This is a genomic window from Nonomuraea glycinis (assembly GCF_035920485.1).
GTDB classification, from domain to species: domain Bacteria; phylum Actinomycetota; class Actinomycetes; order Streptosporangiales; family Streptosporangiaceae; genus Nonomuraea; species Nonomuraea glycinis.
The window spans coordinates 1,642,562-1,660,329 of record NZ_CP109166.1 but is presented as its reverse complement, the minus strand read 5'-3'; the positions used below and the strand labels follow the sequence as shown (position 1 = coordinate 1,660,329).

At 69.4% G+C, this 17,768-nt stretch carries 19 protein-coding genes; 6 read left to right on the top strand and 13 right to left on the bottom strand.

The window, feature by feature from the left end:
- Positions 1-2: 2 nt before the first annotated feature.
- The 5 genes from ilvD to OHA68_RS07645 are packed head-to-tail and all read right to left on the bottom strand — an operon-like array spanning position 3 to position 4,925.
- The gene (gene ilvD, locus OHA68_RS07665) at positions 3-1,670 is read right to left on the bottom strand and encodes a dihydroxy-acid dehydratase (RefSeq protein WP_327106980.1); all 1,668 of its coding nucleotides are present in this window, start codon (positions 1,668-1,670) and stop codon (positions 3-5) included.
- Positions 1,667-3,034, bottom strand: a complete 1,368-nt coding sequence (locus OHA68_RS07660) for an FAD-dependent oxidoreductase (protein WP_327106979.1) — start codon at positions 3,032-3,034, stop codon at positions 1,667-1,669. Before OHA68_RS07660 ends, ilvD begins: the two co-directional genes overlap by 4 nt.
- A 12-nt stretch (positions 3,035-3,046) precedes the next feature.
- Positions 3,047-3,286, bottom strand: a complete 240-nt coding sequence (locus OHA68_RS07655) for a hypothetical protein (RefSeq protein WP_327106978.1) — start codon at positions 3,284-3,286, stop codon at positions 3,047-3,049.
- Positions 3,279-4,376, bottom strand: coding sequence for a hypothetical protein (locus OHA68_RS07650; protein WP_327106977.1), 1,098 nt, complete (start codon positions 4,374-4,376; stop codon positions 3,279-3,281). Before OHA68_RS07650 ends, OHA68_RS07655 begins: the two co-directional genes overlap by 8 nt.
- Before the next feature lie 9 nt (positions 4,377-4,385).
- Positions 4,386-4,925, bottom strand: coding sequence for a UGSC family (seleno)protein (locus OHA68_RS07645; RefSeq protein ID WP_189142317.1), 540 nt, complete (start codon positions 4,923-4,925; stop codon positions 4,386-4,388).
- 306 nt (positions 4,926-5,231) lie between these two features.
- On the opposite strand from OHA68_RS07645, the gene OHA68_RS07640 reads away from it, so the two are divergent.
- The 6 genes from OHA68_RS07640 (at position 5,232) to trxA (ending at position 10,212) form a co-directional block, all read left to right on the top strand.
- Positions 5,232-6,017, top strand: a complete 786-nt coding sequence (locus OHA68_RS07640) for an IclR family transcriptional regulator (RefSeq protein ID WP_327106976.1) — start codon at positions 5,232-5,234, stop codon at positions 6,015-6,017.
- Between the two features lie 80 nt (positions 6,018-6,097).
- Positions 6,098-7,180: an ABC transporter substrate-binding protein gene (locus OHA68_RS07635; protein WP_327106975.1), complete on the top strand. Its 1,083-nt coding sequence runs from the start codon at positions 6,098-6,100 to the stop codon at positions 7,178-7,180.
- 32 nt (positions 7,181-7,212) lie between these two features.
- Positions 7,213-8,091, top strand: a complete 879-nt coding sequence (locus tag OHA68_RS07630) for an ABC transporter ATP-binding protein (RefSeq protein ID WP_225277797.1) — start codon at positions 7,213-7,215, stop codon at positions 8,089-8,091.
- Between the two features lie 3 nt (positions 8,092-8,094).
- Positions 8,095-8,892, top strand: coding sequence for an ABC transporter permease (locus OHA68_RS07625; RefSeq protein ID WP_327106974.1), 798 nt, complete (start codon positions 8,095-8,097; stop codon positions 8,890-8,892).
- A gap of 23 nt (positions 8,893-8,915) precedes the next feature.
- Positions 8,916-9,848, top strand: coding sequence for a thioredoxin-disulfide reductase (gene trxB / locus OHA68_RS07620; protein WP_327106973.1), 933 nt, complete (start codon positions 8,916-8,918; stop codon positions 9,846-9,848).
- Between the two features lie 40 nt (positions 9,849-9,888).
- The gene (trxA, locus tag OHA68_RS07615) at positions 9,889-10,212 is read left to right on the top strand and encodes a thioredoxin (RefSeq protein WP_189142321.1); all 324 of its coding nucleotides are present in this window, start codon (positions 9,889-9,891) and stop codon (positions 10,210-10,212) included.
- 58 nt (positions 10,213-10,270) lie between these two features.
- On the opposite strand, the gene OHA68_RS07610 is transcribed toward trxA, so the two are convergent.
- The 8 genes from OHA68_RS07610 to OHA68_RS07575 all read right to left on the bottom strand — a co-directional run bounded on the left by OHA68_RS07610 (position 10,271) and on the right by OHA68_RS07575 (position 17,555).
- Positions 10,271-10,978, bottom strand: a complete 708-nt coding sequence (locus tag OHA68_RS07610; protein ID WP_327106972.1) for an alpha/beta fold hydrolase — start codon at positions 10,976-10,978, stop codon at positions 10,271-10,273.
- Entirely contained in the window at positions 10,975-11,817 is an 843-nt protein-coding gene (locus tag OHA68_RS07605) for a class III extradiol dioxygenase family protein (protein ID WP_327106971.1), read from the bottom strand. The genes OHA68_RS07610 and OHA68_RS07605 overlap by 4 nt, the downstream gene beginning before the upstream one ends.
- 3 nt (positions 11,818-11,820) lie before the next feature.
- The gene (locus tag OHA68_RS07600) at positions 11,821-12,165 is read right to left on the bottom strand and encodes an extradiol ring-cleavage dioxygenase (RefSeq protein WP_189142324.1); all 345 of its coding nucleotides are present in this window, start codon (positions 12,163-12,165) and stop codon (positions 11,821-11,823) included.
- A 59-nt stretch (positions 12,166-12,224) separates the two neighbouring features.
- A complete protein-coding gene (desA, locus tag OHA68_RS07595) occupies positions 12,225-13,613 on the bottom strand; it encodes a syringate O-demethylase (RefSeq protein WP_327106970.1) in 1,389 nt (462 codons plus the stop codon).
- A gap of 165 nt (positions 13,614-13,778) precedes the next feature.
- Complete coding sequence (locus OHA68_RS07590) at positions 13,779-14,486, bottom strand: 4-carboxy-4-hydroxy-2-oxoadipate aldolase/oxaloacetate decarboxylase (protein ID WP_327106969.1); 708 nt, start codon at positions 14,484-14,486, stop codon at positions 13,779-13,781.
- Positions 14,483-15,199, bottom strand: coding sequence for a PIG-L deacetylase family protein (locus OHA68_RS07585; RefSeq protein ID WP_327106968.1), 717 nt, complete (start codon positions 15,197-15,199; stop codon positions 14,483-14,485). Before OHA68_RS07585 ends, OHA68_RS07590 begins: the two co-directional genes overlap by 4 nt.
- 131 nt (positions 15,200-15,330) lie before the next feature.
- Positions 15,331-16,008: a response regulator gene (locus OHA68_RS07580; protein ID WP_225277799.1), complete on the bottom strand. Its 678-nt coding sequence runs from the start codon at positions 16,006-16,008 to the stop codon at positions 15,331-15,333.
- Positions 16,005-17,555: a sensor histidine kinase gene (locus OHA68_RS07575; protein WP_327106967.1), complete on the bottom strand. Its 1,551-nt coding sequence runs from the start codon at positions 17,553-17,555 to the stop codon at positions 16,005-16,007. Before OHA68_RS07575 ends, OHA68_RS07580 begins: the two co-directional genes overlap by 4 nt.
- Between the last annotated feature and the right edge of the window lie 213 nt (positions 17,556-17,768).

Sequence of the window (17,768 nt, the reverse complement as noted above, 5' to 3'; positions counted from 1 at the left end):
GCTCACTTGCTCAGGGTCGCGCCCTGGGCGAGTGGGCTCACTGTGCGGGCGTACACCGACAGCCAGCTGCAGCCGGTCGGGGCGGCGAGCGCGGGCAGGGCCGCGCGCCGCTCGGCCAGCTCGGCCTCCGGCACGTCGAGGTCGATGGTGCGGGCGTCCACGTCGACGGTGATCACGTCGCCGTCCCTCACCAGCCCGAGCGGGCCGCCGACGGCGCCCTCCGGGCTCACCTCGGCCACCACCAGGCCCTTGTTGACCAGCCCGGACATCTGCCCGTCGGTGACCACGGCCACCTGGTCGCCCAGCCCCGCGCCGTCCAGGGCGAAGACGAACGCCGAGGTCAGGCCCATGCCCGGCGAGCCGCGCAGGCCGAGCCCGGTCAGCACGAGCACCTGGCCTGGGCGCACCTCGCCGCCGCGGATGCCGGCGATCCCCTCCTCGCGGGAGCGGTAGACCTTGGCGGGACCGCTGAAGCGGTGCACGCCGTCGTCGGTGACCGTGCGCTTGACCACGCCGCCGTCAGGGGCGAGCGTGCCGCGCACGATGACGATGCCGGGGTGGCGGGCCAGCGGCCGGTCCAGCGGGCTGATCACGTCGGAGTCCACCGGCGCGACGGCCGCGATGGCCGCGCCGAGGGTGGGCCCGGCCACCGTGGGCTGGTCGAGGTCCAGCATCGGGCCGAGCTCGCGCAGCAGGGCGAGCGTGCCGCCGGCCGCCTCGAACTCGTCGATGCGCCGCTCGCCGTTCGGCTTCACCGCGGTGAGCAGCGGCACCTTCGGCGCGAGCTCCTCGAACAGGGCGTAGACGTCCACGTCCGAGCCGGCCTCCACGGCCACGGCCTGCAGGTGCTTCAGCGTGTTGACCGAGCCGCTGATCGCCAGCATCGCGGTGACCGCGTTGCGGAAGGCGCCGGGAAGCAGGATGTCGCGCGGCCGGACGTCCTCGTCGATCAGCTCCACGATGCGCTGACCGGCCGCCGCCACCGTCTGCCACATCCGGGGGCCGTTGGCGAGCACCGGGGTGCTGCCCGGCAGCGCCATGCCGAGCGCCTCGGTGGCGATGTGCATGGAGTTGGCCGTGCCCATGCCCGCGCACACGCCGGGGCCGGTGATCGCGCAGCTGCTCATCTCGGCCAGGTCGGCGACCGTCATCCGGCCCGAGGCGACATGGCCGGCGTAGAGGAAGACGTCCTCGAAGTCGACGTGCTCGCCGCGGAAGACGCCGGACGGCTGGTAGCCGCAGGCCACCACGATCGTCGGGATGTTCAGCCGGCCGGCCGCCATCAGGTGGGCGGGCGTGGTCTTGTCGCAGGAGGCCAGGCAGACCATGCCGTCCAGGAGCGCGCCCTCGGCCGCCACCTCGATGTCGCCCACGATCAGATCCCGGCTGGGCAGGATGTACTGCCCGGCCGCGCCGGCGCTGGTGATGGCGTCGCTGGGCGCGGCCGTACGCACCTCGAAGCCGATGCCGCCGGCCGCGCGGATCGCCTGCTTCAGCGGGCCGACGATGTCGTCCAGATGGCTGAAACAGCTCGCCAGGTCGGACGAGCTGTTCACGATCGCGATCTTCGGCTTCTCCATGTCCTCGGGGGTCAGCCCGAGTGCCGTCCACTGCGCCCGGCGCATCGCCCACCTGGTGGTGCCCGGCTCGAAGTTGCTGCGCAGACTCACGGGGTGACCTCTTCCCGGCCGAGGTAGACCCCGGCCTTCTCAAGCTTGAGCTGCAGCGTGGCCACGTCGATGTCGCCGCACCCGACCCCGGCGTCGAGCGCCAGGTCGGCCGCCGTGCCCGCCGCCTGGCCCATGACGAAGCACGGCCCGGTCACCCGGGCCGCGGAGGCGGCGTCATGGGTCAGCGAGGCGCACCGGCCGGCCACGTACAGGTTGCCGACCCGCTCCGGCACGATCATCCGGAACGGAAGCTGGTTGAAGCCGCGCGGGTTCTCCCCGCGCTGGAACCGGAAGTCGACCGTGCCGGCGACGTGCGCCTCGACCGGCCACCCGTTCACGCCGATGGTGTCCGGGAAGTCGGCGCAGTCGAGCACGTCGTCCTCGGTCAGCCGGTAGCGGCCGAGGACGCGCCGGGTCTCCCTGATGCCGATCTGCGGCGCCAGGTCGACGATGTAGGAGTCGCCGAAGCCCGGCGTGTTGTCCCGGATGAAGGCGAACGCGTCCAGCACCTGCCGCCGGCCCTGCAGCTCGCCATGGGTGAGCTGGTCCACGTCGGTGCCGTCGACGGCGCTGCCGTCCGGGTTGCTGAGCTGGGTGAGGTTGGCGCGCCACTCCAGCGGGTTGCGCTGCGGCCGGACGATCGGCTTCTTGCGCGGGAACGTGTGCGTGCCGGCCCGCTCGGCGGCGTCCATCAGCCGCTCGACCGTCCGCCACGGCCTGTCCCCGGCGGCGGCGACGTCCACGCCGTTGATCCGGAACATCAGCGACGGGTACAGCATCCCGTTGTCGGCCGGCGACTTCTCGAACGGCACTCCGGCCCACGCCGACACGTCGCCGTCGCCGGAGGCGTCGATGAAGATCCGGCCGCGCACCGCCGCCCGGCCGGACTTGGACTCGATCAGCACGGCGTCGATGGTGTCCGGGTCGGACATCACCACGCCGACCGCCATCGCGTGGAAGAGCAGGCGGGCCCCCGAGCCGCCCACCAGCTCATCCGCCGCGATCTTGTAGCTGGAGATGTCGAACGCCTGGGCCTGGATGCCGTCGTTGATGGTCAGGTGCGGCCGGGAGAGACCGTCCAGCCGCTCCAGCCGGTCCAGGAGCTCGTCGGCGAGGCCGCGGATGACCCGCCGGTGCTCGCCGTACACCTTCGCGTGCAGCCCGCAGAACGTGCTCAGGCCGCCCGCGGTGCCCGCACCGCCGAGAAAGCCGTACCGTTCCAGCAGGATCACCGATCGTCCGGTGCGGGCGGCGGCCGCCGCCGCCATGATCCCCGCGGGCCCGCCGCCCACGACCACCACGTCGAACTCGCCGTACACGGGCGTTCGGTGGCTCGGCTCAATGATCGTCATCGGTTGGTCCACGGGTCGCTCCTTCTAGTGCGCTGCCGGCATCACGACATGATCGAGCGTGTACGGCGTGGGTGCCAGCGCGTCCGACATGATCGATTCCATGATCGGCAGCGGCACCAGGCAGTCGGCGCAGGCGTCGGCGCCGGCCACGATCTCCACCACCACGCGGTCCTCGCCCGCCACGGAATAGGTCAGCTCGTAGCCGTCGGTGGCCATCAGCTCGCGGAACTTCTCCAGCGCGCCATCCAGCACCGCGTCAGCCATGGTCCTGGACCTTCACCGTCGACGGGGTGTCGCCCCGGCGGCCGAACGTCTCGATGATGGCGGAGACCCCGGCGTTGTTGGCGCCGGCCACCATGATCACGACCGAGGACGGCACCTTCAGCGCGGGCACCAGGTCCGGGGTGTCGGTGGCGCTCGCCTCGTCCGGGATGGCGTCCGGGTGGCCGGACGGCAGCCGCCAGCGGGTGTGCTGGGAGAGCGCGTCCTTGCCGACCGCGACCAGGTCCTCCCGGGAGTTCACCGAATTGTCGAAGAGGAACTGCCGCAGGTCGTCCTTGCCCCAGCCGGCCCGGGCGAACAACTGCGCGTGCTCGGGGCCGAGGACCACGAGTGCGCTGCTGGTCTCGTGCAGCAGGGCGCCGGTACGGCGGATGGAGTTGGCGAGGTCAAGGCCGAGCTGCTCGGGCCTGCCGGTGTGCCGGGCCTCGATGTGCAGGTTGGACCGGAAGACCATCGCGGTCACCGTGCTGTCGGCCGGGTCGAAGCCGTGCTCGACGTGCAGGGGCTCCCACGGGCTCTCTTCCTCGTTCTCCGCGATGCAGGCGGAGTACTTGCCCAGCGTGGCCTGGGTGGCCTGGTCCAGCTGGTGCGGGTGCAGGCCGAAGACGTTGATGGCGGCCAGCCGGATGGCCCGGCCGAGCGTCGCGTTGGCCCGGAACCCGGAGCCGAACACGTTGCCCTTGCTGTTGAAGCCGAGCCGCTCGCGCACCGGCCCGTTCACGATCAGCAGCGGCGCGGTGCCCGTGGTGCTCTGCCAGATGCCCCTCTTCGGGTACGGCTCCGCGGCGGTCGCCTCCCAGGCGGCCAGCACGACGGGGAAGTACTCCGGCAGGCAGCCGGCCATGGCCGCGTTGATGGCCGCGAGCCGGATGGTCAGGCTCCGGTTCAGGTGCGGCATCGTGAACAGGATCTCGTCGGGATCACGGCTGGTCCGGGCCAGGAACTCGCTCAGGTAGGACTCGGTGACCGGCACCACCGGCAGCCCGTCGGTCCACTTCTGGCTGTTGTAGTACTCGATGGTCGAGCGGATCTCCGCGGCGTCGGCCAGCGGAGCCTCGATCAGTGTGCTCATCTCTCCCTCTCAGGATTCCACGCCGAGGACACGCAGCACCTCGGGCATCAGGGCCTGCATGCGGTCGCGGATCTCGTCCTCGTCGAGGCTCGCCACCGGGTGCCGCGCGGCGAGGAACTCGAACCCGGGGAAGCCCTGGACCTTGGCCATGGCGGCGCCGGACACCAGGAAGGAGTCCGAGACGATGCTGACGGCGGGCACACCCAGCCGCTCCAGCAGGATGCCGTCCGCGACGGTCGCCGCGCTGCACGAGCCGCAGTCGCCGACCGCCGTGATCACCACGTCGCACTCGTCGACGACCTGCTTGAGCAGGTCTTCCTTGACCGGCGTGCCGAAGTAGTCCTTGGTGTAGAGGATGGCCTCGCCGGCCCCGCAGCGGCGCTGAAGCTCGCCCGCGATCTCCTGCAGCAGCAGCACGGCGTTCGGCTTGGTGTTGTCCAGCATGCCGATGGTCAGCCCGCGCAGGCTGGCCGGCCGCGGCGCGAGGGTGCTGTCCGTCGCCCTGTCGTCAAAGCCTGTGGGATCGAGTAGCTTTTCTCGTCCTGCCATGTCCCCAACGCCTCCAGCTCGTGAGGTGGGGGGCGCAAACGTAGTGCTCCGTGGCACGCGCCCCATGGTGACAAGTTCGCTCCACAGGCCGGGTGATGACTACCGCGCTTTCCGTATACCGGAAGGCCGGATCCGCACAATCTCGTGAGGCGGCAACGCTGTTGTCCGCCCTTCGGCCGCTCTTGATGATGGGCATGCGGTGTGCTCTGTGGCGCACTCGCTGTATAGCCTGATATATGCCCTTAACTGCCTGGATCGTTCCCGTGCCCCGGCCGGGGTGGGCGGGTGGTGGAAGGAGCGATGGGGATGACGAACGAGCGGCGATCCGTCCTCCATCGAGCCCTGCGCATCCTGGAGACCATCAAGAACGCGAAAGACGGGCTCTGCCTCTCCGACATCAGCCGCCGCTCCGGGGTGCCGCTCACCACGGCCCACCGGATCGTGGGCGAGTTGCACGACTGGGGGGCGCTGGAGCGCGACGACGTCGGCGTCTACCGGGTCGGGCTGCGGCTGTGGGAGGTCGCGTCCGTCACGCCCAGGTCGGTGGGCCTGCAGCGGGTCGCCCTGCCGTTCATGCAGGACCTGTTCGAGACCACCCACCGGGGGGTGCACCTGGCGATCAGGGAGAAGGACCAGGTGGTGTTCGTCGAGCGCTTCCTGAGCCAGGAGACGGCCACCGACCGGACCCTGCCGGGCATGCGCTACGAGCTGCACGCCACCGCGATCGGGCTGATCCTGCTCGCGTACGCGCCGCTCGATCTGCAGAACGAGGTGCTGGCCGGGCCGCTGGCCGTGCCCGACTGGCATCCGCCGGTCACCGAGCGCGAGGTACGGCAGAAGCTCGCCGACATCCGGCGCCTGGGCTACGCGACCACGCCGGTGCGCCAGGAGTACATCTCGGTCGCCGCGCCCATCTACGGCCCGGCGAGTACGGTCGTGGCGGCGCTCTCCGTGATTCTGCCGAACACCGAATCGTACGGACCACGCCTTGCGCACCTTCAGGGCACAACCCGGGGGATTTCACGCGCGTTGGGTGCTCCCCAGAAGCGAACAGGTTACGCCGGTTCTTCCGATATGCGGAAAGACGGGTAGTCATTGCGCCAATGTGGCGTAAGTCTCAAGTCGGTTGGCTGAGGCTGTGAGCCGACCAGAATTCACCTAGGAGAACGATCGTGCCCAACACACCCCCCAGTTCGCTCTCGTTCAGCCGCAGGTCCTTCCTCACCCGCTCCGCTCTCACCATGGGGATGGCCGTGACCGGGACGGGCCTGCTGGCCGCTTGCGGTTCGGACGAACCCAGCACGGACGCGAGCGCCGAGGGCGGCCTCAAGCCGTTCACGTTCCTCAGCGGCATCCCGCTCGAGACGCTGTCGATGGCGATCGAGCTGTACGCGGTGGCCGGCGGCTTCTTCGCCAAGCACGGGCTCGACGTCACCCTGCAGCAGACGAAGGGCACCTCCCAGGCGCTGCAGACGATGCTGGCGGGCGTCGCGCCGGTCACCCGCCTCGGTCAGATGGAGGTCATGGCGGCGATCACCGACAGCAACCAGCCGCTGATCAACATCGGCACGTGCTTCCGGACCTCCGCCGTGCGCTTCGTCTACAGCAAGAGCAAGCACCCGGTGGAGAAGCCGGACGACCTCGTCGGCCAGACGATGGGCGTGCCCTCCGAGGGCGGCAACAGCGACAAGGTCGTCTCGCTCGTGATGGCCGCCGGCGGGCTCGACCCCAAGCAGTGCAAGCGCCAGGTCGTGGGGCTCACCCCGGGCACGTTCAGCCTGGTCAAGCAGGGCCGGATCGTCGGCTACGTGACGACCGTCGACGTCGCCAACATCCTGGTGAACCAGGACCCCGACGTGGGGGTGTTCGACCCCGCCAAGTACGCCAAGGCCGACTCGCAGGTCTACGTGACCTCGAAGGACGCCCTGGTCAAGGACGCGGATGACCTTCGCAAGTTCCTGGCGGGAGTCCACGACTCGCTCGCGGCGCTGGTCGCGGACACGAACTTCGACAAGGCGCTCCCGATCCTGCGGAAGCACTACTCCTTCGCCACGCTCGACGACGACAAGATCGCCAGGCCGAGCCTGACCATGCTGCGCAACGGCTGGATGGGCGGAGACCTGAGCGGGCCGCTGCTGACCGTGGACGAGGAGGCGTGGGCCGCCGGATACAAGGAGCTGCTGGACGCCGGGATGGTCAAGCCCGGCGGCGACCCTGCCGCTTGGTACGACAACAGCATGCTGCCCAAGGCCTAGAAAGCCGGCGCAGGGACCAACAGGACGGATCTATGAACGAGATCGACGGGAGGAGCCGGATGGCAGCGGACAGCGCCAGGACGGTTGACAAGACCGCGGGAGCTCGGCCGGCCGCGTCACCCGGGCCGGCCAAACTTGAGCTGATCGGGATCGGGAAGGAATTCCGGACCAAGCGCGCGCACACGCAGGCGCTGTCCGGCATCGACCTGACCATCAGCGACGGTGAGTTCGTCTCGATCATCGGACGGTCGGGCTGCGGGAAGACCACACTGCTGAGAATGCTCGCCGGGCTGCTCAGCCCATCGGCCGGCCAGATCCTCATCGAGGGCAGGTCGCTGTGGGACGGCACCAAGGCGGACACCTCGGTCGTGTCCCAGCTCGGCGTGGTGTTCCAGGAAGCCAACCTGTTCCCCTGGTATTCCGTCGCGGAGAACATCGCGCTGCCCCTGCGGCTGCGCGGTGACGGCAAGGCCGACAGACTGGCCCGCGCCGCCGAACTCGCCGAGCTGGTCGGCCTCGGCGGGTTCGAGAGCTCCTATCCTCGTGAGCTGTCCGGCGGCATGCGCCAGCGGGTCGCGATCGCCAGAGCGCTGAGCACCCGTCCGAAGCTGCTGCTGATGGACGAGCCGTTCGGCGCTCTGGACGCGCTCACCCGCGAACGCATGAACCTCGAACTGCAGCGCATCGCGCTGGCCACCGAGGCCACCGTGGTCTTCATCACCCACGACATCACCGAGGCGGTCTTCCTCGGTGACCGCGTGGTTCACCTGACGCCGCGGCCCGGCCGCATCCGCCAGGTGAAGACCGTCGAGTTCCAGCGTCCGCGCTCCATCGACGTGCAGACGGAAGCGGCGTTCGGCGCCATGGAACGGGACCTGCGCCACGCGCTCGACGACGATGAGAAGGGCTGAGCGGTGAACAACGATCGCGTCCGCAAGATCCTGCCCTGGGTGAGCACGCCGCTCATCCTGCTGGTGTTCTTCCTCGCCTGGGAGGCGTTCGTCCGCGCCTTCGAGGTCTCCCCCCTGGTGCTGCCGCCGCCGCTGGCCGTGCTGGACAGCCTGACGGAGGTCGTGGTCGACCCGGAGACGTGGGAGCACGCCGGCGTCACCGCCGCCGAGACCATCGGCGGTTTCCTGATCGCCCTGGCGTTCGGGGTGGCCGTCGGCGTGCTGCTCGGCAAGGTGGCCTGGATCGAGCTCAGCCTCCGCCCGCTCATCGTCGCCTCCCAGGTCGTGCCCAAGGTGGCGCTGATCCCGCTGTTCGTGATCTGGTTCGGCTTCGGCATGACCAGCAAGGTGATCATGTCCGCGATGCTGGCGTTCTTCCCGATCATGCTCAACGTGCAGCTCGGCGTCCGCTCGGTGGACAAGGGCCAGCGCGAGGTCATGCGCAGCCTCAACGCGACCAGATGGCAGACCTTCAACCACCTGGAGCTGAAGAGCACCATGCCGTACGTCTTCGCGGGCATGGAGGTCGGCATCGTGCTGGCCATCATCGGCGCGATCGTCGGCGAGTACCTCGGCGGCAACGAGGGACTCGGCTACCTGGTGGTGCGGACGCTCAACGAGCTCGACGCGCCGGCCCTGTTCGCCACGATCATGCTGCTGTCCGTCCTCGGGCTGGTGCTGTACTTCGCGGTCAACAGCCTCAAGCGGTTCGTGATCCCCTGGCACGAGTCCGTATACGGTCAGCACGACGTCAACGGTTAACAGTTCCCGAGAAGGCGAGTTCGTTGAGCGACACCCGTAATCTGATCATCATTGGGTCGGGCCCGGCCGGATACACCGCGGCCGTCTACGCGGCACGAGCGGAGCTCAGGCCGCTCGTGTTCGAGGGCTCGGTCACCGCCGGTGGCGCCCTGATGAACACCACCGAGGTGGAGAACTTCCCCGGCTTCCCGGACGGCATCATGGGGCCCGACCTCATGGGCAACTTCCGCAAGCAGGCCGAGCGGTTCGGCGCCGAGCTGGTGGCCGACGACGTCATCGAGGTCGACCTGGCGGCCAGCCCCAAGGTGGTCAAGACGTACACCGACACCTATTACGCGCACGCGGTGATCCTGGCCAACGGCTCCGGCTACCGCGAGCTCGGCCTGGCCAACGAGAAGCGGCTGTCCGGCCGGGGCGTGTCCTGGTGCGCCACCTGTGACGGCTTCTTCTTCCGCGACCAGGACATCGTGGTCGTCGGCGGCGGCGACACGGCGATGGAGGAGGCGACCTTCCTCACCCGCTTCGCCAGGTCCGTCACCGTCGTGCACCGCCGGGACACCCTCCGCGCCAGCAAGATCATGCAGGAGCGGGCGCTGGCCAGCGAGAAGATCCGCTTCGTCTGGGACAGTGAGGTCACCGACGTCCTCGGCGACGACCGGGTGACGGGCGTCCGGCTGCGCGACCTGAAGACCGGTGAGGAGAGCGAGCTCGAGGTCACCGGCCTGTTCGTCGCCATCGGCCACGACCCGCGCACCGAGCTGGTCAAGGGCCAGGTGGCGCTGGACGACGAGGGGTACGTCCTGGTGGACTCGCCGACGACGCGGACCAGCGTCGACGGGGTGTTCGCGGCCGGCGACGTCGTCGACCACACCTACCGGCAGGCGATCACCGCCGCCGGCACCGGGTGCGCCGCCTCGCTCGACGCCGAGCGCTGGCTGTCCCACCACCACGCGTGACCGGTCGCGGATCAAGAGGGATCAAGGAAGGGGATGAACCGTGGGCGCCGTCAAGGTTGTGACCGATGGGAGCTTCGAGGCCGACGTCCTCAACAGCGACAAGCCGGTGCTGGTCGACTTCTGGGCCGAGTGGTGCGGCCCGTGCCGTCAGCTCGGGCCCGTCCTTGAGGAGATCGCCGCGGAGCACGCGGACCGGATCACCATCGTCAAGCTGAACGTGGACGAGAACCCGGTGACCGCGCGGGACTACGGCATCCTCCAGATGCCGACGATGAACGTCTACCAGGGCGGCCAGGTCGTCAAGAAGATCACCGGCGCCAAGCCCAAGGCCGTGCTGCTGCGCGAGCTCGACGGCATCATCTGACCCCTGCGCATACGAAAAGGTCCCGGCCGCCTGCTCGCGGCCGGGACCTTCTGTGTGGCTACTCCGCGGCGACCCGCTGCAGCAGTGCGGCGAGCTCCTCGGGAGCGGTCACCATGGCCTCGTGGCCGGTGGCGATCTCGTGCACCGGCCAGCCGCGCGCGGCGGCCCGCTCGGCGTGCGGGGTGAACACCCGCATCCAGTCGACGCACTCGATGAACGCCGCCGGCACCTGCTCGCCCTTGCCCGTCAGCCGCAGCGGCTCGGTGTAGGTGAGCCACGGGTGCGGGGTGAGCCGGGGGGAGAGCCAGTCGAGGTCGGCCTGCTCGGTGACCCCGAGGACGCTCAGCTTGCGTACGGGGATGAGCCAGCCGAACCCGGGACCCGCCACCGACTCGCGGTAGTGGCCGGCGATGGTGGTGGGCAGCAGGTCGATCGCCGCCTCCCCGTCGTCGCCCACGAAGGCGTCCAGGTGGATCCGCTTGGCCAGGCGCTCGCCGACGCGGTCCGCGACGCCGGTCACGACCTGACCGGCGTAGCTGTGCCCGACGAGCACCACGTCGCGGGCGTCGTACGCCTCGATGAGGGAGACGACGTCCTGGATGTGCGTGCTGAGCCCGACCTGCGGGCTCAGCAGGTGAGCGCGGTCGCTCACGCCGGTCAGCGTGGGGGCGTGCACCTGGTGGCCGGCCGCGCGCAGCAGCGGCGTCACCCGCTGCCACGCCCAGCCGCCGTGCCATGCCCCGTGCAGCAGGATGAAGGTGCTCATGCGTTCTCGAGAACGATCATCCCGGCCCCGGTCATCGAGGCGGGCACGAAGTAGTGCGAGAACCTGGCCACCACGTCGGGGCTGAGCGCTCCCCGCATGACCAGCCACATGATCAGCTCGGCTCCCTCGCCGCCGAAGGTCTCGACGTACTGCTCCCGGCTCCAGCCGGCCAGCTTGTCGGGGTTCTGCGCGATGTCGATGAGGAACTGCCGGTCGGCCGGCGGGTTCGTGAACCCGGCGCGGGCGCCCTGGAGCTGGTGCGACAGGCCGCCGGTGCCGAGTACCACGAACTTTTCGTCGCTGTCGTAGCTCTCGATCGCCCGGCCGAGCTGCTTGCCCAGGTCGTAGAGCCGGGCGGGCAGCGGGATGGGGTATTGGAGCACGTTGACGAAGATGGGCACGACCTTCACCGGCCATGCTTCCTCCGGCTTGCCCCAGAAGAGCTCCAGAGGCACCTGGAGGCCGTGGTCGACCTTGATCTCCTGGATGATCTCCGGGTCGAAGTGGTTCTCGACCAGCGAGTCGACCAGGTGCCAGGAGAACGCGCTGTGCCCGGTGAACGAGGGGATGGCCCGCGGGCCCCAGCCCTCGTCGACGATCTGGTACTCCTCGGCGCAGCCGACCCCGAAGGTGGGGACCCGGTCGAGGAACATGGCGTTGTAGTGGTCGTTGAAGACCACCACCGCGACGTCGGGCTTGTGCTCCTTGACCCACTCCTGGGCGGGCACGTAGCCGTCGAAGAACGGCTTCCACTCAGGTGTGTCGCGCAGCCCCTTGTCGAGTGCCACCCCGATCGAGGGAACGTGTGAGGTTCCCATTCCCCCCACAAGTCGTGCCATGTTCTACACCTTCTTCCCGAGCCTGTCCCGCAGGAACGACTCGTGGTCCATGTCCACCTGGTGTGCGCCGATCTCGGTGATGCGGATCGGATCGACGGCGGTGATCTTCAGGACGAAGAAGAGGTTGCCGCCGAGGCGGATCATCTCCTTCCAGTTCCTGGTGAGCACGGCGGTCTTCTCTTCCTCGCTCAGCCCGAAACGGTCCAGGTAGGCGGGCTCGTCGGCCTTGAACGCCTCCCGGTTGACCGGGTCGCCCAACCCCATGGCCATCTTGTTCATGCGGTAGCCGCGAAGCTGGCGCTGCCGGTCGAGGATGGGGGTGTCGGGTATGCGATCTGGTTCGCCCATGGGCATCTCCCTCGTCTTCGCGGTGCCTCGAACTTCGCAGCCGACGCACCGTAGGTCAATCAGGCGGTCGCGCGCCAGCCGCCGTCCGCGTAGATCTTGCGGGCGACCTCGGTGTAGGGGACCGGGCTGACGGTGGCGCCGATCTCCACCTGGGTGTGCGGCTCGACGGTGAGCTTCTCGGTGCCGCCGTCGGGCTCGCCCCACACGAGGGACACCTGGGCGCCCGGCTCGGCGTGCTCGACGTCGAGCATGGCCAGGGTCAGCATCTTGCGCTCGTTGGAGCTGTAGCCGATCCAGGTGGAGATGCCGGCGGGCTCGCCGTGCGCCTTCACCAGGTCGTACGGGTGCATCGAGTAGACCGCGGACGGGTACTCCACCCACTTGGCGTTCGAGCCGCGCTCGATCTGCGACTCGACGACCTTGAGGAAGTCGGCGTTGTCGAGGGCCAGCGTGACCTTCTTGCGGTGCGGGCCGGCGGCCTTGGCCTCCAGCGCCTCACGGCCGATGAACTCGTGGTCGAACTTGACGAAGTTGCCGTAGCCGAGGTCCCACGGCGTCAGGTAGTAGTCCTCGATGTCGTCGGAGACGAAGCTGCCGCCGATGGAGGCGTTGGCCTCGTAGCCGTTGGACGGCAGCCACTGGCGGTAGGCCTTGAGCGACTCGCCGGTGTAGATCGCCGGGAGCGGCGAGGGGATCCAGCCGGACTCCAGGGTGTTGGAGGAGTAGGCCCGGCCGCCGACCAGCCGCATGCCGAACTCCTCGCCGGCCTTGACCAGCGCCTCGTGCACCGCCTCGCCCTCGGCCCACGGGCCGAACAGCTCGTAGCCGGGCTGACCGGCCATGCCGTGCCGCAGCGCGCGGACGGTCCTGCCCGCGATCTCCATCGTCGTCATGCGGAAGAACTTCAGCTCGGGCGCCGAGGCGCCCGTCACCTTCTCGATCACCTTGGAGGCGTTCGGCCCCTGGATCTGGTAGCGGTAGTTCCTGCGGTTGAACGGGTCCGGGCGGGCCGCCGACCGCTCGTCGAGCGTCGTCTCGACGTCGTAGCCGCCGGTCTCGGCGTGGAAACGCACCCAGTTGAGCGCCGGAATGCGGCCGACCAGATTGAAGCTGTTCTCCGCCAGGTGGAAGAGAATGACGTCGCCGATGACGTAACCCTCGGGGGTGACGGGCACGAACTGCTTGGCGGTGTCGACCGGGAACTTCGCGAAGCTGTTGACGCCCAGATAGGACAGCAGCTTGAGCGCGTCGGGGCCTTCGACCAGCAGTTCGACCATGTGGTACGACTGGTTGAACAGCACGCAGGTGTTCTGCCAGGCCTGCTGCTCGTCGCGCCAGTTGGTGTACTCCGGCGGAACTCCCGGATAGGCATTCGGTCCGGCGGGGAGATTGCGGAAATAGTGGGCAAGATTGGTGTTCGCGCCGTTGAGAATGTCTTGGAGGCTCATAGGGGGTTCCTTATTCTAGGGGGGTTAAGCGCATATTTCGGGGCCTGACCTGGATGTTACGGAGAGGCGGTCAGGGGGCGACATATGCAATTGACGGCTCCTGCGGCGATGGCGGACCTACGTCGTCCAGGACAAGTGACGTAGGCCCGCGGCCGTCAGCGGCCGTCAGTCTTCGTCGGGGGCGTCGACGTAGCGGACGCCGAGCCGGTCCAGCGTGGCGCGCAGGCCGTACACGTCCAGGCTCAGCACTCCGTCGCGGAACTGCTCGCGCTTCTCGGCCTCGTTGGCCATCCGCTCGGTCGCCTTCCCGGCCACGGCCGGGGCATCATGGCGGGCCACGACGAGCACGCCGTCGTCGTCGGCCACGATGACGTCACCGGGGGCGATGAGGGCGCCGCCGAGGACGACGGGCACGTTGACGGAGCCGGGGCTCGCCTTCACCGTGCCCTGCGAGCTGATGGCGCGGGACCACACGGGGAAGCCCATCTCGGTCAGGTCGGCGACGTCGCGCACACCCGCGTCGATGATCAGGCCGGCGACGCCGCGGGCCTTCAGCGCGGTGGCGAACAGGTCGCCGAACATCCCGTCGTGCGACAGCGAGGTGGTGGCCACGGCCAGGATGTCGCCCTCGCCGCACTGCTCGACCGCCGCGTGGATCATCAGGTTGTCGCCGGGGTGGCTGAGCACAGTGACCGCGCGGCCGGCGATGCGGGCCCCGGAGTAGATCGGGCGCAGCACGGGGTCGACCAGGCCGCGGCGGCCCATGGCCTCGTGGGTGGTGGCCACCCCGGCCTCGGCGAACACCTTCACGGCCGCCGCGTCCGGACGCACTCGGGTCCGTACGACGATGTGCCCGTCAGAGAAACCGCTCATACCAACTCATCTCCCACCACGGGGAACACCCGCTGGTAAGCCTCGGCCTGCACGACGTCGCCGGGCGCTCCGTTGCGACGGGCCTGGACGCCGCGCCGCTTGCCCAGCTCGGTGTAGTAGTCGATCAGGTGATGCTGGGCGGACATCACCTCCATCGCCTTGCGCTTGCGGTCGAACACCGGCGTGATGTCCAGCAGCATGTTCGGTACGAATCCGCACACCTCAGGCTGATGCGGCTCGAACATCTGCACCTGCGTCGCCCCGATCGGCGTGGTGCCGGGATCGTGGCCCATGGCCTGCGCCACCATGCGGGTGGCCAGCGAGGTCTCATGGGCGATGTTGTGGTCGCGGTTGTAGGGGTCGTTCGCGACGTGGGTCAGCAGCGTGTCGGGCTGGAGCTCGCGCAGCGTCGAGACGATCCGGTCCCGGGCCTCGTCGGTCACGACCAGCGGGTAGTCGCCCAGGTCGTAGAAGTCCACCTGGACCCCGAGCGCCTCGGCGGCCGCCTCGGCTTCCTCCCGGCGGACCCGCTTCACCGTCTCCATGTCCATGCCGGGTTTCTTCCACAGGCCCTGCGCCTCGCCTCGCTCACCGAAGCTGAGACAGATCACCCGTACGGAGTCGCCTCGCGAGGCAGCCAGAGCCAGCGCGCCGCCCGCCCGCCACACGAAGTCCCCCGAATGGGCTGTGATCGCCACGATCGAGCGAGCCACTCGAGATCCCGTCATACCGCCGCTACCCGCTTTCGGTCCATCGTCCATCTGGCCCCATGAACGCTACCGACCAGGGGCGGACGATGGATCGCGCAATTGACCGCGCTGACGTACGACAAGTGACGTAGACGTCAGGTCGGCGGGTCGACCAGGCCCTCGCGCATGGCGGCGAGCACCGCCTGGGTGCGGGAGCGCAGCCCGAGCTTGCCGAGCAGGTTGCTCACGTGCGTCCGCGCCGTCCGCTCACTGATCACCAGCTTCGCGGCGATCTCCCGGTTGGAGCGGCCCTCGGCGATCAGCACCAGCACGTCCCGCTCCCGGCTGGTCAGCCCCGCGACCCCCCGCTGCGGCGCGCGCATCTTCTGCACCAGCCGCCGCGCCACCGCCGCGTCCAGGAAGACGTCGTCGTTGGCGGCGGCGTAGATCGCGGCGGCCACGTCCGACGGCCCGGCGTCCTTCAGCAGGTAGCCGGCCGCGCCGTGCTCCAGCGCGGCATGGATCCGCTCGACCTCGCCGAAGCTGGTCAGGATGACCACGCGGACGGACGGGAACCGCTTGGCGATCTCCGCCGTGGCCTCCACGCCGTCCATCTTCGGCATCATCAGGTCCATCAGGGCCACCCGGGGCAGCGGCTGCCCCCGGACCTTCAGCGACTCCAGGCACTCGAGCGCCTCACGCCCGTTGCCCGCCTCGCCGACCACCTCGACGTTGTCCAGCGCCTCCAGGTAGGCGACGACGCCACGCCGGACCACCGCATGGTCGTCCACCACCAGGACTCCGATGGTGCTGGTCTCGGGCTCTGCGCTCACTTCAACGTCCAGACAGTCGTACGGGGGCCGTCACTGAGTCCAGTCGGCAGCGAGGGCGGCAACGGCAGCACGAGGCACACGGTCGTCCCCTTGCCCGAACTGGATCGGGTCGTCAGGGTACCGGCCCAGCGGTTGGCCCGTTCCTTCATGGCTGTCATCCCGAATCCACCCTTGTCCGCGGGAACGTCCGCTTCCTGTGTCAGCAGGCCCCGGCCGTCGTCGGTGACCTCACCCGTCAGCCACCGCTGCGTCCCGCGCCTGGTCAGGCTGAGGTCGATGGTGACGGTGGAGCCGTGCGAATGCTTGACGCTGTTGTGCAGCGCCTCCGCGATCACCCGATAGGCGTCCTCCTGGAGCTCCGCCTCCAGGTCGTCGAGGTCGTCGTGCGGGTCGCTGATCGACACCCGCACATCGAAGCCGGTACGGCTCATCGTCGACTCGGCGAGGGAGAGCAGCGACTCCGACAGCCCCTGGTCGGCGTGCGCGGTGGGGTGCAGGTCGGTCACCATGGCCCGCAGGTCGGTCAGCACCGCCTTGGAGATGTGCCCGAGCTCCCGCGCCACCCGCATCACGTACGCCGAGTCCACCACCGTGTCGCGCCCGGACAGCATGTTGAGCGACTCCACCTGCATGCCCATCGAGAAGACGTTCTGCACTACGGAGTCGTGCAGGTCCCGGGCCAGCCGCTGCCGCTCCTCCCGGCGCGCCACCTCCCGCTCCCGCTCCAGCAGGGCCGCGTAGTCCACCGCCTGCGACGCCTGCTCCGCGATGGCCAGCAGGAAGTCCAGGGCGGTCTTGGTGATCTCCTGGCCGGGGGCGAAGTAGGCGTTGAGGATGCCGACGGGCTCGCCGCGCACCATCAGCGGCACGCTGGCGAACCAGTCCCACTCCGGGTAGCGCATGTACTCCTGCAGCGGCTCCCACACCGGATCCGTCATGATCGCCTCGTACCGGTGCGGCACCACGACCGGCTTGCGCGTGGTGAACGCGTCGATCATGCGCAGCTCGGCGCCGGATTCGAGACACTCCAGGAGCAGGTCGAAGAAGTTCTCCGCCTGGCCGAACCCGGCGGTGCCCATGACCCGGAACCGCTCACTGGTGGAGTTGACCGTCAGGATCTGCACGCTCGCCAGCGCGTCGGCCTCCAGCACCTCCTTCGCCAGCGCGTCCAGGGTGCTGCGCAACGACCGCTTGGCGGCCACCCGGCTCGCCGCGCTGGCGATCGCGGCCAGCCGCCGCTGGTGCCGCCGGCTCTCGGTGACGTCCCGGAACGCCACGATCCGCTCGTCGCGCCCGGCGAGCGTGCTGACCCGGAACGCGAACTCCCGACGCGGCCCCGACTCCGGCTCCCAGACGGCGACGGCCTCGGCCTCCCCGTCACCCGCGTGAGCGGGCGGGAACGGCGACGCGGCCCCGGCGACACCCGCCGGGTCGAGCCCGCACAGCGAGACCGCCGCCGGATTCGCCTGCACGAACCGCCCCGCCGGATCGATCACCGCGAGCCCGTCCGGCGTCTGCTCCAGCAGGGTGCCCGGGTCGAGCATCATGGACGTCCTCCTCGCGGGGGTACGGCGGATCGTGGCACGTCAGGTCACTAACCCCCATGATGCCCCCGTTCGGTGGCAACAGCACCACTTCGACCAGCACGTACACCATTTGACGTAGGCGGAGCCTCCGCGAGGCGCACGGTGGCGAGGCCCGGCGTCCGATGACGTCGTACGACAGGAGCTCTAGCGTCGCTCACTGGTACGTTGACGAAG